Source organism: Vibrio sp. 2017_1457_13, assembly GCF_030851525.1.
In the GTDB taxonomy this organism is placed as follows: Bacteria; Pseudomonadota; Gammaproteobacteria; order Enterobacterales; family Vibrionaceae; genus Vibrio; species Vibrio metschnikovii.
The window spans coordinates 326304-339082 of sequence record NZ_VHTA01000002.1 but is presented as its reverse complement, the minus strand read 5'-3'; the positions used below and the strand labels follow the sequence as shown (position 1 = coordinate 339082).

The 12779-nt window shown below is 44.1% G+C and carries 13 protein-coding genes; 5 read left to right on the top strand and 8 right to left on the bottom strand.

The genetic code is table 11. From position 1 onward, the window contains the following. Positions 1-60: 60 nt before the first annotated feature. Complete coding sequence (gene speG, locus FKN88_RS04035; protein ID WP_004396722.1) at positions 61-588, bottom strand: spermidine N1-acetyltransferase; 528 nt, start codon at positions 586-588, stop codon at positions 61-63. Between the two features lie 99 nt (positions 589-687). Then, a complete protein-coding gene (locus FKN88_RS04030) occupies positions 688-2106 on the bottom strand; it encodes a PLP-dependent aminotransferase family protein (protein WP_154170763.1) in 1419 nt (472 codons plus the stop codon). 95 nt (positions 2107-2201) lie between these two features. Here FKN88_RS04030 and FKN88_RS04025 point away from each other — a divergent pair, with 95 nt between their 5' ends. Next, on the top strand, positions 2202-3104 hold the full coding sequence (locus tag FKN88_RS04025) for a DMT family transporter (protein ID WP_154170762.1): 903 nt from the start codon (positions 2202-2204) through the stop codon (positions 3102-3104). A 55-nt stretch (positions 3105-3159) separates the two neighbouring features. Here the strand turns inward: FKN88_RS04025 and malK are convergent, their stop codons facing one another. Beyond that, positions 3160-4281 carry a maltose/maltodextrin ABC transporter ATP-binding protein MalK gene (gene malK / locus FKN88_RS04020; RefSeq protein WP_004396719.1) on the bottom strand — a complete coding sequence of 374 codons (1122 nt, stop codon included), beginning with the start codon at positions 4279-4281 and terminating at the stop codon, positions 3160-3162. A 713-nt stretch (positions 4282-4994) separates the two neighbouring features. Here malK and malE point away from each other — a divergent pair. The 3 genes from malE (at position 4995) to malG (ending at position 8735) form a co-directional block, all read left to right on the top strand. Beyond that, on the top strand, positions 4995-6176 hold the full coding sequence (gene malE / locus FKN88_RS04015) for a maltose/maltodextrin ABC transporter substrate-binding protein MalE (protein ID WP_004396718.1): 1182 nt from the start codon (positions 4995-4997) through the stop codon (positions 6174-6176). A gap of 79 nt (positions 6177-6255) precedes the next feature. Further along, positions 6256-7833 carry a maltose ABC transporter permease MalF gene (gene malF / locus FKN88_RS04010; protein ID WP_154170761.1) on the top strand — a complete coding sequence of 526 codons (1578 nt, stop codon included), beginning with the start codon at positions 6256-6258 and terminating at the stop codon, positions 7831-7833. Positions 7834-7844: 11 nt separating this feature from the next. After that, positions 7845-8735 (top strand): maltose ABC transporter permease MalG, encoded by an 891-nt coding sequence (gene malG, locus FKN88_RS04005; protein ID WP_004396716.1) that lies wholly within the window; start codon positions 7845-7847, stop codon positions 8733-8735. A gap of 298 nt (positions 8736-9033) precedes the next feature. Here malG and FKN88_RS04000 read toward each other — a convergent pair whose 3' ends face one another. The 4 genes from FKN88_RS04000 to FKN88_RS03985 all read right to left on the bottom strand — a co-directional run bounded on the left by FKN88_RS04000 (position 9034) and on the right by FKN88_RS03985 (position 11027). Continuing rightward, a complete protein-coding gene (locus FKN88_RS04000; RefSeq protein ID WP_154170760.1) occupies positions 9034-9285 on the bottom strand; it encodes a hypothetical protein in 252 nt (83 codons plus the stop codon). Between the two features lie 376 nt (positions 9286-9661). Continuing rightward, a complete protein-coding gene (locus tag FKN88_RS03995; RefSeq protein ID WP_154170759.1) occupies positions 9662-9913 on the bottom strand; it encodes a DUF2999 family protein in 252 nt (83 codons plus the stop codon). A 118-nt stretch (positions 9914-10031) separates the two neighbouring features. Next, positions 10032-10280, bottom strand: coding sequence for a DUF3297 family protein (locus tag FKN88_RS03990; RefSeq protein WP_040905130.1), 249 nt, complete (start codon positions 10278-10280; stop codon positions 10032-10034). 252 nt (positions 10281-10532) lie between these two features. Beyond that, entirely contained in the window at positions 10533-11027 is a 495-nt protein-coding gene (locus FKN88_RS03985) for an acyl-CoA thioesterase (RefSeq protein ID WP_004396713.1), read from the bottom strand. 418 nt (positions 11028-11445) lie between these two features. On the opposite strand from FKN88_RS03985, the gene FKN88_RS03980 reads away from it, so the two are divergent. Continuing rightward, the gene (locus tag FKN88_RS03980) at positions 11446-12027 is read left to right on the top strand and encodes an acyl-homoserine-lactone synthase (RefSeq protein ID WP_154170758.1); all 582 of its coding nucleotides are present in this window, start codon (positions 11446-11448) and stop codon (positions 12025-12027) included. A 2-nt stretch (positions 12028-12029) separates the two neighbouring features. On the opposite strand, the gene FKN88_RS03975 is transcribed toward FKN88_RS03980, so the two are convergent. After that, on the bottom strand, positions 12030-12752 hold the full coding sequence (locus FKN88_RS03975; protein ID WP_154170757.1) for a LuxR family transcriptional regulator: 723 nt from the start codon (positions 12750-12752) through the stop codon (positions 12030-12032). Between the last annotated feature and the right edge of the window lie 27 nt (positions 12753-12779).

The window sequence follows — 12779 nt, the reverse complement described above, 5'->3', positions numbered from 1 at the left end:
AAGTCTATCTACGCTCATCAAGAGTCATACTGTGGTGCAAGGTAAGTGCAGGTTGGACGTTTATTCTGGATAGGTTTTTTTTAAATAGTCGCTTTGCAGAATGTACATCCGTTTGACGTCTCGGTAACGACCATTAATGAAAAACTCTTGTACTAAATGCCCTTCTTCAATAAACCCGCATTTTTCATATAGATGAATCGCTTTATCGTTTTCAATCGATACATGCAGATAAATTTTGTGTAAATTGAGAATGGTGAAAGAGTAATCCAGCGCACGATGAATTAAGGTGCGAGCAAACCCTTTGCCTTGATGCTCTGGGGTAATGATGATTTGAAATTCAGCACTGCGGTGGATGTAGTTAATTTCGATCAGCTCGACTAAGCCAATCAGATCTTTTTGCTGATTCTCAACCACGAAACGCCGTTCGGCGTTGTCATGAATGTGTTTGTTGTACAACTCTTCCAGTTCATCAAACGATTCATACGGCTCTTCAAACCAGTAAGACATAATGTTGCGGTTATTATTCAAATTATGAATAAAGCGCAAGTCGCCGCGCTCTAAAGCTCTAAGAGATAGCTGGTGTTTCATGGATAATCCTTATTATTCTTTTATTGTATTTAACTGTACATCATAGTGGTTAATGGGGGCGGATCTCTGCGAACTAAGATGATTTGCTTCGGTTTATCTTTATTTTAGTTGAGCCGTGATCATCTGCGCGAGAAGATTTAAGCTGGGTTGCCATTTTTTTTCATCATTCAAATTTGCCACGCTAAAGCGAATACAGTGAGTGAATTGATGTTGGGTCGCAAATAGATGCCCTGGCAAGAAGCTGATTTTTTTTGGTAGACATTGTTGGTAGAGCTCGTAAGTATCGATATGAGACGGTAGTGTTAGCCAGTTTAAAAAGGAACCTTCTGGATGACTGAGGTGGTATTGTCCCTGTAATCCTTGTTGGCCATTGAATGCTTGGTTCAACATGGTGGTAAACTTTTGCTGGCGATATTGATATAGGCGGCGCATTTTAGCAAGATGAGTTTTGTATTGACCGGAAGAGAGAAACTCAGCCACTGCTGATTGTATTAAATTTAGGCTGCCCATGTTCTCACTGAGTAAAATCTTATCTATTTTTTCCATGTATTGTCCAGCAATTATCCAGCCAATTCGAAGTCGAGAATCTAACGTTTTAGACAGCGAATTAATATAAATAACTCTATCGTGGTTATCCAAGCTTTTTAAGCTGGGGATTGGGTCGTTAAATCCTAAATAACCAAAGACATCATCTTCAATGATTGGCAGTGAGGATGTTTTTTCTAGCAGTATTTTACGGTGTAGCAGTGGCATCAATGCCCCTGTTGGATTAGTAAAATTAGGCGTAAGCAATAACGCTTTGATTGGCCAGCGCTGTAAAGCATCAACCAGTGCATCTAGATCAATCCCAGTTATTGTGTGGCTGGGTATTTCCACCACTCTTAACCCTAAAGACTCGATTAACAATAAGGTACCAAAATAACAAGGCGACTCGACGGCCACGATGTCTCCCACTTGAGTGAGCGCTCGAAAAGCTAAGCTGATGGCTTGTTGTGCTCCATGAGTAATGGCAATGTCTCGACTCTGGGCAAAGATACCGCTCTCTTGCGAAAGTTTTGCTAGCTGTTTTACGAGTTGGTTATTCCCCGGTGGTAGTTGATAGTGACTGGGAATATGCGTTTGTTTACGACTGTGACGTCCGATATGTGCATACAAACTACGAATGGCACTAGAGTCGATATTCGGGTGTGCGGAACCTGCTGACATCTCATAGTGTTTGATTGGATTGGCCAGAATGTCTTTCGACATTGACAACAAATCGACTTGGCGAGGTGTTTGCTCACTGATTTCTAACGATGACGGTGGTGGCGAAACACAGTAACCACTTCTTGGCTGAGCGTACACCCATCCTTGAGCTTCTAACACCTGATAGGCTCGAATGACGGTATTTTTGCTCACCGATAGGGCAAGGGCTAATTCACGAATGGATGGTAGTTTTTCGTGTGAATTAAACAAACGTTGCTCAATGGCATGGCGTAAATACGCTTCAACTTGTTTATATTTGCAAATTTTGACCATTCTGTACCCGTTGAAATAATGGAAACTGTGCCTTTTTGTTTTTCTGTACCCAATTAAAGTAGCGTAATTGTTATCCTCATGGCGAGAGATTTTCTATGTTCATTAAAATGATCCCTTTTCTGTTTGTCATATTATGGTCTTCAGGCTTCGTGGGTGCTCGTTATGGGCTGACTTATGCTGAACCTATGACATTGCTCAGCTTGCGTATGCTGTTAACGGTACTTTTATTCGGAGGTTTGCTGGCTCTTTTTAAACGGCAATCTATCCCAAAAGGGAAAGCACTATGGCACGCAAGTGTTGCTGGTTTACTGATTCATGGGTTGTATTTGGGCGGAACTTATCAGGCGATTTATTGGGGGATGCCGGCAGGGTTAACCTCATTGTTAGTCGGTACTCAACCTGTGATGACCGTTTTGCTGTTGGTTATCATGACGCCACAACGTTTTACTGTTAGTCAATGGATTGGGCTGGGGATAGGATTTGTCGGTATCAGCTTGGTTTTGCTTGGTAACCTTGAGTGGCAATCAGAAGAGAAGCAATGGGCAGCAGTAGGAATGTGTCTTCTCTCTTTGTTTGGCATCACCGTTGGCACTTTGTACCAGAAAAGATTTTGTCAACAGAGTGATCTATTGGGGGGAACCTTGGTGCAATACATGGCGGCTTCCATACTATTTATTCCTCTTGCGCTTAAGGTTGAAAGTATGAGTATTCAATGGACGACGACGTTTGTGTTGACCATGGTTTGGTTAGTCGTTGTTTTATCATGTGTTGCCGTTTTACTTTTGCTGTACATGGTCGAGCATGGTGCTTCATCTAATGTGGCCTCTATTTTTTATTTGGTTCCGCCGACGACGGCGATTCAGGCATGGTTTGCGTTTGATGAATCATTGGATGGATTGGGGATATTAGGTTTTATATTAACTGCGTTAGCGGTGTACTTTGTCGTCAAAAAGCCGAAGCTATGGGGACGAAAGCGAGGCTTAATATTGGAAAATTAAGTTATTTTGCATGCGGCAGACAACGGTTTCAGACCGTTGTCTGCAAGGACGAGACTTAACGCTCAATCACGACGCCTTTTTCTTGATGTAAGCGTTGACATGCACGGCCGTCACTGTGGAATAAATGGCAGCGATGAGCGGGCAGACCAATGGTGAGCGTATCCCCGACTTCGATATCGAGCGTGTCTGGCTGGCGGTAGATGATGTCAGAGTCTGAGCCTTTCACATTCATATACACTTGGGTTTCATTGCCGAGTTTTTCAACAATCATCACTTTGCCATCGATGGGCGCATCGCCATCTTCTGGTAAGAGTAAGTGCTCAGGACGTACACCGAGTGACATACGAGCACCGGCGGTGACGGTGGTACCATCAACAGGGATCCAGAAAGAGAAACCGTTAGACAGTTTGACTTTTACGCGCTCTTTCTCTGCTTCTTCAATCGTGACACTCATAAAGTTCATTTTTGGCGAGCCAATGAATCCAGCGACAAAGCGGTTTTTCGGGTAGTGATAGAGCTCAAGCGGTTTACCGACTTGCGAAACAAAACCAGCATCGAGAACGACGATTTTATCGGCCATGGTCATCGCTTCGACCTGGTCATGGGTTACGTAGATCATCGTGCAACCGAGTTTGCGCTGTAGCTTGGTAATTTCAGAGCGCATTTGTACACGCAACGCTGCATCTAGGTTAGACAGTGGTTCATCGAGTAAGAACACATCGGGTTGAGAAACTAGGGTCCGCCCAATCGCGACCCGTTGACGTTGACCGCCAGAAAGTGCTTTAGGTTGACGGTCTAATAGATGGCTTAGTTGCAGGATATCAGCCACTTTTTCTACTCGTTGGCTAATGTCTGCTTTACTGGCTTTGGCTAGTTTGAGGCCAAACGACATGTTGTCGTATAAATTAAGATGCGGATAAAGGGCATACGATTGAAATACCATGCCGACACCACGTTTTGACGGTTCGACATCGTTCATACGTTGATCGCCGATATAAAGGTCACCAGAGGTGATCTCCTCAAGGCCAGCAATACAGCGTAATAAGGTGGATTTGCCACAACCTGATGGACCTACGAAAACGACAAATTCGCCTTCTGGGATTTCTAAATCAACATTTTTAGAAATCAATACATCACCATAAGCTTTACATACATTTTTTAACGTGACACTCGCCATGTAGCTCGTCCTCGATCAAGATTTTTTAATGATTACTGCCTATCATTATATGAATTATCTTGCAGGCAATAACAGTAGGAATACATTAAGGTGAATCATTTTTCATGGTGAATGCCGATGATTCTGCAGCGATGCTGCGTTACCTCTCATTTCATCAGTAAGAAAAGAAAGGGTGATGCCTACAACGTCATTGACTTGTAGAAAACATCACCCATCAAAGCCAAGAATCAGTTTGCTTCCCCCGCCATGCTCGAACGTCTCCCCCGTACAATAATTACCACGAACGCTCAAGTGATGACAGCAAACCCATTCGGCAATGCAAGCCAGCACTGCAATAGATACTGGAAAGGGTTCTTACCATCCACTCTTGGATGTGCTTAGTTTCCTTGATGATGTGGTTGCTCACATCCTCCCGTTGCTTTTTTTTATAGGGGGAGTAGCCAAGGATGAGGCGGAGGAGGGGATAAAACCATCATATAGATCCAGTTCAAATTATTGATTGTCATGAAGTTGAACTTCATCACAGTCAACGCTTTTTTTGTGACTATGATCGCTAACCTGTGACGATGTAGATCACGAAACTAGGCCATAATGGCTAGGGCGTAGGGAGTAGGAGGATGAGTCACCCCCGTTTTTTGCTGATGATAGATGGCGAAATACGGCAAAACCTCAATCGGTGTTCGCCCTACAACACAAATAACAAGGATATGAAGATGAAAAATGCCCTAAGCACTGTCGCGCTAAGCACTTTGGTTGCGCTTGGCTCATTTGGTGCAAATGCTGCTATTCAAGAAGGACAACTCACAATCTGGATCAACGGTGATAAAGGTTATAACGGCCTAGCTGAAGTTGGTAAGAAATTCGAAGCCGACACGGGGATTAAAGTTACCGTTGCTCACCCTGATGGTTTGCAAGACCGTTTCCCGCAAACGGCAGCAACGGGTGATGGTCCTGATATTGTGTTTTGGGCGCATGACCGATTTGGTGGTTATGCTGAAGCGGGTTTATTAGCAGAAATCAAACCTTCACAACGCATTAAAGACGGTATTGTTGATTTTGCATGGGATGCCGTTCGCTATGATGGCAAACTGATTGGTTACCCCATTGCGGTTGAATCTCTCTCGCTGATTTATAACAAAGATTTAGTTCCTAACCCGCCAAAAAACTGGGAAGAAGTGGCTGAGCTTGATGCAAAACTCAAGAAGCAAGGTAAATCTGCGATTATGTGGAACTTAAAAGAACCTTACTTCACTTGGCCACTGATGGCTGCTGATGGTGGCTATGCCTTTAAATACACTGGCGGCGGTTACGATATTAAAGACGCTGGCATTGCCAATAAAGGCGTTAAAGATGCGATGAACTTTGTAAAAGGTTTGGTCGATAAAGGCGTCATCTCTGCCGATATGGATTATTCGGTGTCGGAAGCGGCCTTTAACCAAGGTAATACCGCGATGACCATTAATGGTCCTTGGTCTTGGAATAACATTGAGCGTTCAGGCATCAATTATGGTGTGACCACGCTACCAAGATTTAATGGTCAAGCCTCAAAACCATTTGTTGGCGTATTAACCGCTGGGATCAGCACCGCTTCACCTAACCGTGATCTTGCCGTGGAGTTTTTGGAAAACTACCTGCTGACCAACGAAGGTTTACGTATGGTGGATAACGATAAACCATTGGGTGCTGTTGCGTTGAACTCTTTCCAAAGTGAACTCGATTCTGATGCTCGTATCGCAGCAACGATGGATAACGCACTGAACGGTGAAGTGATGCCAAACATCCCACAGATGAACGCTTTCTGGGGAGCGGCGAAGAGCGCTATCATCAATATCGTTGATGGACGTCAAACCGTTGATGCCGCTTTGGCGGATGCAGAAAGACAAATGACGCGATAATTTTATTCGATAGTACTTTTTGAGGAGAGGGTAACCTCTCCTTATTTTCTCAGTTTTCATTTCGCTAGCAGGTTGTTATATGCAGTCAATTCAAGGTACAGAGGCGATATCAGTTTCAGCCAAAATACGATCAATCAGCAAAGGCTCAATCCTTAAATGGGCCGTTTTAAGCGCAGTAGGTATCGTGAATGGCTATACAACGATTTTAATGTATTCTCGCGGTGAGCTGGCATTCGCTATGCTTACTCTGGTTCTTACTGTTTTAGCTTTGTATATTTTTGGTAGTAAGAAGACCTACGCTCATCGTTATATTTATCCAGGGGTAGCAGGGATGATCCTGTTTATCCTTTTTCCTCTTGCTTATACCGTCAATTTAGCATTTACCAACTACAGCGCTAAAAATCAGCTCTCCTTTGAGCGAGCGCAGACGGTGTTATTAAATCGTACTTATCAAAGTGGCGATAGCTATCCTTTTACACTGCACAAGGCGGATGGTGGCTATCGTATCGCTGTGCAAGACGGTGATGAGTGGTATATTACTGAAAGTTTCCCTCTGACAGGTTCTGTCCCTGCTGATTTGTATCTTGCTCCGCTTGATAGCCCACTGGGTGAGCCTGAACCGGTACGCACCATTGTTGGCTATCGCAGTACCTTATCGGGGATTGATTTGCACTTCCCATCAGGCATTGATATTCGGATGAGTGGCTTACGCCAATTTGCCGGTGTAGTCCCTCTTTACACGGTGCAAGAAGATGGTAAGACGCTATTCAATAATCGAACCGGTGAATGGTTACGTCCGAACATGGAGATCGGCTTTTATCAGGTGATAGACGAACAAGGTGAGTTTGTCGGTCCGACAGTGTCTCCCGGATTTATCGTGTCAATTGGTACGCATAACTTTGAGCGAGTATGGAAAGATGATGGTATTAAAGAGCCATTCATCAGCATCTTTATCTGGACGATTGTCTTCTCGGTTTTATCCGTCGCTTTTACTTTGGTGATTGGTTTGATATTGGCGAGCTTGGTACAGTGGGAGTCGTTAAAAGGTCGTGCGGTGTATCGGGTGCTGTTAATCTTGCCTTATGCTGTCCCTGCGTTTATTTCTATCCTGATTTTTAAAGGGTTATTTAACCAAAGTTTTGGTGAAATAAACATGATGCTACAAGCCATTTTTGGCATAAGCCCAGCTTGGTTCTCGGATCCTTTCTTGGCGAAAACCATGGTGTTGATTGTTAACACTTGGTTGGGTTTCCCTTACATGATGATTTTATGTATGGGTCTACTAAAAGCGATTCCCGATGATCTTTATGAAGCTTCGGCGATTGATGGTGCAAACTTCATACACAATTTTACTCGCATTACTTTGCCTTTGATGATTAAGCCATTAACCCCATTACTGATCGCGAGCTTTGCTTTCAACTTTAATAACTTTGTGATGATTCAGTTATTAACTCAGGGTGGCCCTAACATGATTGGCACATCGGAACCTGCTGGTTATACCGATCTGCTGGTGAGCTATACCTATCGTATCGCGTTTGAAGGTGCGGGCGGTCAAGACTTTGGTCTGGCTAGTGCGATTGCGACCTTAATCTTCTTGTTAGTGGGAGCGTTAGCGCTGTTCAACTTACGTTTTGCCAAAGTATCAGAAACTAAATAGGAGCGAAGAATATGGCTATGGTTCAAGGAAAGTCGCTCAAATATCGAGTTTGGGCCTCACACATCGCGTTATGGGCATTTTTATCACTGATTATTTTCCCATTATTGATGGTTATTGCTATCTCATTTCGTGAAGGTAACTTTGCGACGGGCAGCCTTATCCCCGATCGGCCGTCACTTGAGCACTGGAAATTGGCATTAGGTATGACGGTTACGCACGCCGACGGCACGGTGATCCCGCCGCCTTTCCCAGTGCTGACTTGGTTGTGGAACTCGGTTAAAGTTGGGGTGATCAGCTCGGTGTTTATTGTGGCTCTGTCGACAACATCGGCTTATGCGTTTGCACGGATGCGTTTTAAAGGCAAAGAAACCATCTTAAAAGCGATGATGATTTTCCAAATGTTTCCCGCGGTATTGGCTTTGGTCGCCATTTACGCGTTGTTTGATAAATTAGGTCAATACATTCCGTTTTTAGGTTTAAATACCCATGGTGGTTTAATCTTTGCTTATCTTGGTGGTATCGCGTTACATGTCTGGACGATTAAAGGGTATTTTGAAAGTATCGATAGTTCGTTAGAAGAGGCCGCGGCCCTTGATGGTGCGACACCTTGGCAAGCGTTTAGATTGGTTTTACTGCCATTGTCGGTGCCAATTTTAGCCGTGGTGTTTATTTTATCTTTCATCATGGTAGTTGGTGAAGTTCCGATAGCATCTTTATTACTATCTGATGTAAACTCTTATACGTTGGCTGTTGGAATGCAACAATACCTTTATCCGCAAAACTATTTGTGGGGTAATTTCGCTGCGGCGGCGGTATTGTCAGCATTACCTATTACTGCGGTCTTTTTAATTGCACAGCGCTGGCTCGTTGGAGGCCTAACCGCTGGCGGTGTGAAAGGATAACAATAATAAGGGCGACCATCAGGTCGCCCATTTTGTATCGACTCAACACTTTTGGTTTGGCCGCCGATCAGTTGAGTTCGATATGAGTTCTGGCGTTACGCATAGCTGGCTGTTAGCTCTATTCCTTACTAGCTTCATGACTAACAGTTTTTGTAACCGAAACCTGAGTTTAACTCAGGTTTTTTTATGCCTGACGTTTGCCAAGTTCGCTACGGTTGAAGATGATAAACAATAAGCAGAGAACAAACAGCAGAATGCCATTTGGATGCGAGGCAGATCGAAGATTTTGTATCGCGGGTTACAGCTCTCGAGTCGAGGGGGCGCAGCTCATGTACTGCAAAAGGACATATAAGCTTTCTTGCTTTAGAGCCACCTTTCGAAACAGATCGGCAAAGGTGTCATCGCCGCCAAAGCAGGTTTTGATGTAATGGTTAATCTCATCGGCAGAGTAGCCTTCGACATATAACGAACGAACCCATTGATATTCAACGGCTTTTGCATCGAGTAGGGTCGATTCACTGAGCGTAATTTTATCGAGTGTTAAGGACATGGTTTTTCTCGTTGTTATTATTTAACCTCAATCGGGGATAAGAGTATGTTCATCCCACGGGGTAGAACACGGACTCTGCCCAGTTTGGCCGCTTTATGATTGCATGAGATTGGCGTCAGTTGTGCGGGTATTATCGGTGCTACAGACCAATTAAAGCAAAGCGAGATGACGTTTCAATGACAGGAGATGTCGTTATCCCCTTCGTACTTGAAGCTGTAGCGGTGTTGGCTGGGGTCGTTCACCCCAATCGCATCGTTTGTCTATGCTCATGGGGATTGACTCACTTGCCGCTTACCTGCAACTCCAAGTGTTTTGGGTTATAGAGAGGCAATAGGACTTTTCTTTAAGGTTGAACGAGAAAAAGACGATGAAGCGCTTAGTTACGAAGCTTGGTTTGTGCTTCTTCGACTTTTGAAAAATCTAAGCCAAGCTCTTCGACGGCTTGTTTAATTAACGCTGGATTTTGCATTACTTGAGCGAGCAACAGTTGCAATTTATCTTGAGGTAACCCCAGTTGGCTGATGGTGGTCATTGCCGCGAGCGGGTTTTGTGTCAGTGCTTGAAACACGTCATTGATTTGTTGGTCGCTGATCGCGTGCTCTTTTAAGAGGGCTATAATTGGATTCATAAGATTACCTTTATTTTCTTCTCTTCTCTGGTTTATCCATGCATATCAGGCCCATTGATCCCGATTCGAATTCATCGGGATCAATGTTGCCTTTCTTAACGCATAAATAGCGGGAGTATTATACGTAATACGCTTCTACTGTACCTTTGAGTTGAATCAGCATTGGATTACCGTAACGATCTTTCGCTTTAGGAGAAGGAATTTTAATCCAGCCTTCACTGATACAGTATTCTTCTACATCACCGCGTTCTTTGCCGTTAAAGCGAATGCCAATCGCATGATCAAAGCATTCTGCGACAAAGAAAGGGCTACGAGAATTACTGGCTAGACGATCGGGTAAGGCTGGTTTTGCGGTTGTGTCATTCATCATATGTGACCTGAAGTTACGAAAAAGTGCGCTATTGTAGACAGTGCGAGCCGAGTGTTCAAGCCACGTTTATTTCCCTATTTGAAGCTGCCGCGGCGCGTAATGATCGATAACTCGGCAGCATTCCTCCGTCCCAATCAGATGATTATCGATGCTGATAGATGAATGCTCACCATCTACCTACAACACTAAGGTGCTTGGGCATACGACAACGCATAAAGTATTAGCTATCTTTTACCATTAGAGTGAAGCTTAGGTTTTGGGCTTTAGGTATTTGACGTGAGCTTCCATCTCTTCGCCAATTTCGGTACGCATGTTCATTAAACGTATCGCCGACTCACGTAAAGCGATGTCTTCAGCTGAGGTGGGTTGCCATTCTGGTACTGGGGTTGGTTTACCTTGTTCGTCGACGGCGACCATAATCACAATGCAATGTGTTGTGAGGCGATTGTTTAGTGCGGTCGGCTCGCTGGCTTGCACATCGATCGCGACATGCATAGAGGTTTTGCCTGTGTAGATGACTTTAGCGTTGACTTCGACCAAGTTGCCCACATGGATTGGGGCAACAAAACGAATGCCACCGGCATAAGCGGTAATACAATATTTACCACTCCAGCCAGCAGCGCACGCATAAGCGGCAAGGTCGATCCATTTCATGACCGCGCCTCCGTGAACTTTACCGCCAAAGTTAACATCGCCAGGTTCTGCTAAAAAGCGTAGGGTTATCTCTCGTTTGCCAAAACTCATGTATACATTCCTTAATATGACTATCGCTATCTCGATAAGATTACTATAGATCAAGCAAAGCGTATCTTAACGTCATTTGGCTTTGTGAAGTTGTCGTTATGCAGATAAGGTAAATAGTTGATGCTCTGAGCGTTGTGATGCGCGTTTGGTTGCAATTCCATTCAGTGGAGTATCAATGGATCAACGGGATGCATCTCTCGGGTATAATAAAAAACCCCTCTAAAAGAGGGGTTTTTTACACGGTACGAATTAAATTTTTTGAAGTATGTACCTAATCAATTTGCCAACTGATTGTTAGTAATTCAGCTGACCTGATCATAGAGCATCAAGGTGAGTGATGTAACTGTTCGATCGAACAGGTTTCTTGTGCGTCAAGTTTGTATAGCGTGATTTCTCCATTAACCAAAGGAGAAGTCTCATGACCATTTCTATTTACAGTCATTCATTCACGACATTGCCTGAGCAAGACTATGCTGCATTACTAGGCTTACGTTATAAGGTTTTTTATCAGCGTCTTAATTGGCAGTTAAAAACCGCAGGGGGCTTAGAAAGCGATGAGTATGATATACCCCAAGCGCATTACTTATATGCCAAGGGAGAACAAGGACAGATAGTGGGCTGTTGGCGAATTTTACCGACGACCTCGGATTATATGTTAAAAAACACTTTCCCAGAGTTACTTGGGGCGATGACTGCACCGCGAGATTCGCAGGTGTATGAATTGAGCCGTTTTGCGGTGGATAAAGATTTTTCAGCACTGGCTGGCGGGGTGAGTAACGTGACGATGAAGATGTTTCAATCGCTTTATCATCATGCGCAACAGCAGCGTATTACGCGTTATGTAACCGTAACGTCGGTTGGTGTCGAAAAACTCATTCAGCGCTTAGGGATCCCTTGTGAAAGGTTAGGCAATCAACAAGTGCATGTACTCGGGTCAACACGATCTGTGGCGTTATCTATCCCAATGAATGAGCGGTACCGAGAGAGTGTCGGCGCTTAACATTATAAATAAGGGTTAATATAACCGCCTAAAATCGCTTTAGTAATCGCTTGGTAGCGATTCGTCGCACCAAGTTTTTTACAAGCGTTAGAGAGATGAAATTTCACCGTTCGCTCTGAGGTATTAATAATTTGCGCGATTTCCCAAGCGCTTTTTCCCTCCGCTGCCCAACTTAAACATTGTCCTTCACGACAGGTTAACTCTGCTCTGGGCTTTGCCTCTCGGTGGCAGCGGACAATATTGTCTATGTTTTGTGCCAATAAGGGGACAAGCAGTTGCGAGGCCTGAATAGCCGGAAGATTAAGGTCGTAATGACGTGTGTCTGAGGTCGCGAAACTGAGCATCCCGAATTCGCCTCTTAATCCGTGCACTGGAATCGAGAATCCCTCTTTTAAGCCATTAAGGCGAGCTTCTTCAAAAATGATCTGGCTATCTTGATGATGTGCGCGAATCTCCGACCAGCGGATCGGTAAAAAGTTAGTCATGCTGTAGCGAACAATCGGGTCAATCAACATAAATTGCGATTCGTCGTACTGTTGACGCCAAGCGAGAGGGTAATTATCGGCGATGAGGGTGTCGTTACTGGTTAATGTCGTCTGTAAAGAAAGGCCAAATAAAAAGTATTCGTGCTCAATGAGATGATTCATCTTAGCCAACGTAGATTGCAGAGCTTGAAAACTATCAATAAAAGGATTTTCTTGGATCAGGCGCAGAATTTTTTGCATAAATGACCATTGACAACAAAGGCGCTA

Coding starts and splice junctions, on each gene's coding strand:
- malG (WP_004396716.1), top strand. CDS start 7,845: ATGGCTATGGTTCAAGGAAAGTCGCTCAAATATCGAGTTTGGGCCTCA.
- malE (WP_004396718.1), top strand. CDS start 4,995: ATGAAAAATGCCCTAAGCACTGTCGCGCTAAGCACTTTGGTTGCGCTT.
- FKN88_RS04025 (WP_154170762.1), top strand. CDS start 2,202: ATGTTCATTAAAATGATCCCTTTTCTGTTTGTCATATTATGGTCTTCA.
- FKN88_RS03985 (WP_004396713.1), bottom strand. CDS start 11,027: ATGAGTTTTGGCAAACGAGAGATAACCCTACGCTTTTTAGCAGAACCT.
- FKN88_RS03990 (WP_040905130.1), bottom strand. CDS start 10,280: ATGAATGACACAACCGCAAAACCAGCCTTACCCGATCGTCTAGCCAGT.
- malK (WP_004396719.1), bottom strand. CDS start 4,281: ATGGCGAGTGTCACGTTAAAAAATGTATGTAAAGCTTATGGTGATGTA.
- malF (WP_154170761.1), top strand. CDS start 6,256: ATGCAGTCAATTCAAGGTACAGAGGCGATATCAGTTTCAGCCAAAATA.
- speG (WP_004396722.1), bottom strand. CDS start 588: ATGAAACACCAGCTATCTCTTAGAGCTTTAGAGCGCGGCGACTTGCGC.
- FKN88_RS03995 (WP_154170759.1), bottom strand. CDS start 9,913: ATGAATCCAATTATAGCCCTCTTAAAAGAGCACGCGATCAGCGACCAA.
- FKN88_RS03975 (WP_154170757.1), bottom strand. CDS start 12,752: ATGCAAAAAATTCTGCGCCTGATCCAAGAAAATCCTTTTATTGATAGT.
- FKN88_RS04030 (WP_154170763.1), bottom strand. CDS start 2,106: ATGGTCAAAATTTGCAAATATAAACAAGTTGAAGCGTATTTACGCCAT.
- FKN88_RS03980 (WP_154170758.1), top strand. CDS start 11,446: ATGACCATTTCTATTTACAGTCATTCATTCACGACATTGCCTGAGCAA.
- FKN88_RS04000 (WP_154170760.1), bottom strand. CDS start 9,285: ATGTCCTTAACACTCGATAAAATTACGCTCAGTGAATCGACCCTACTC.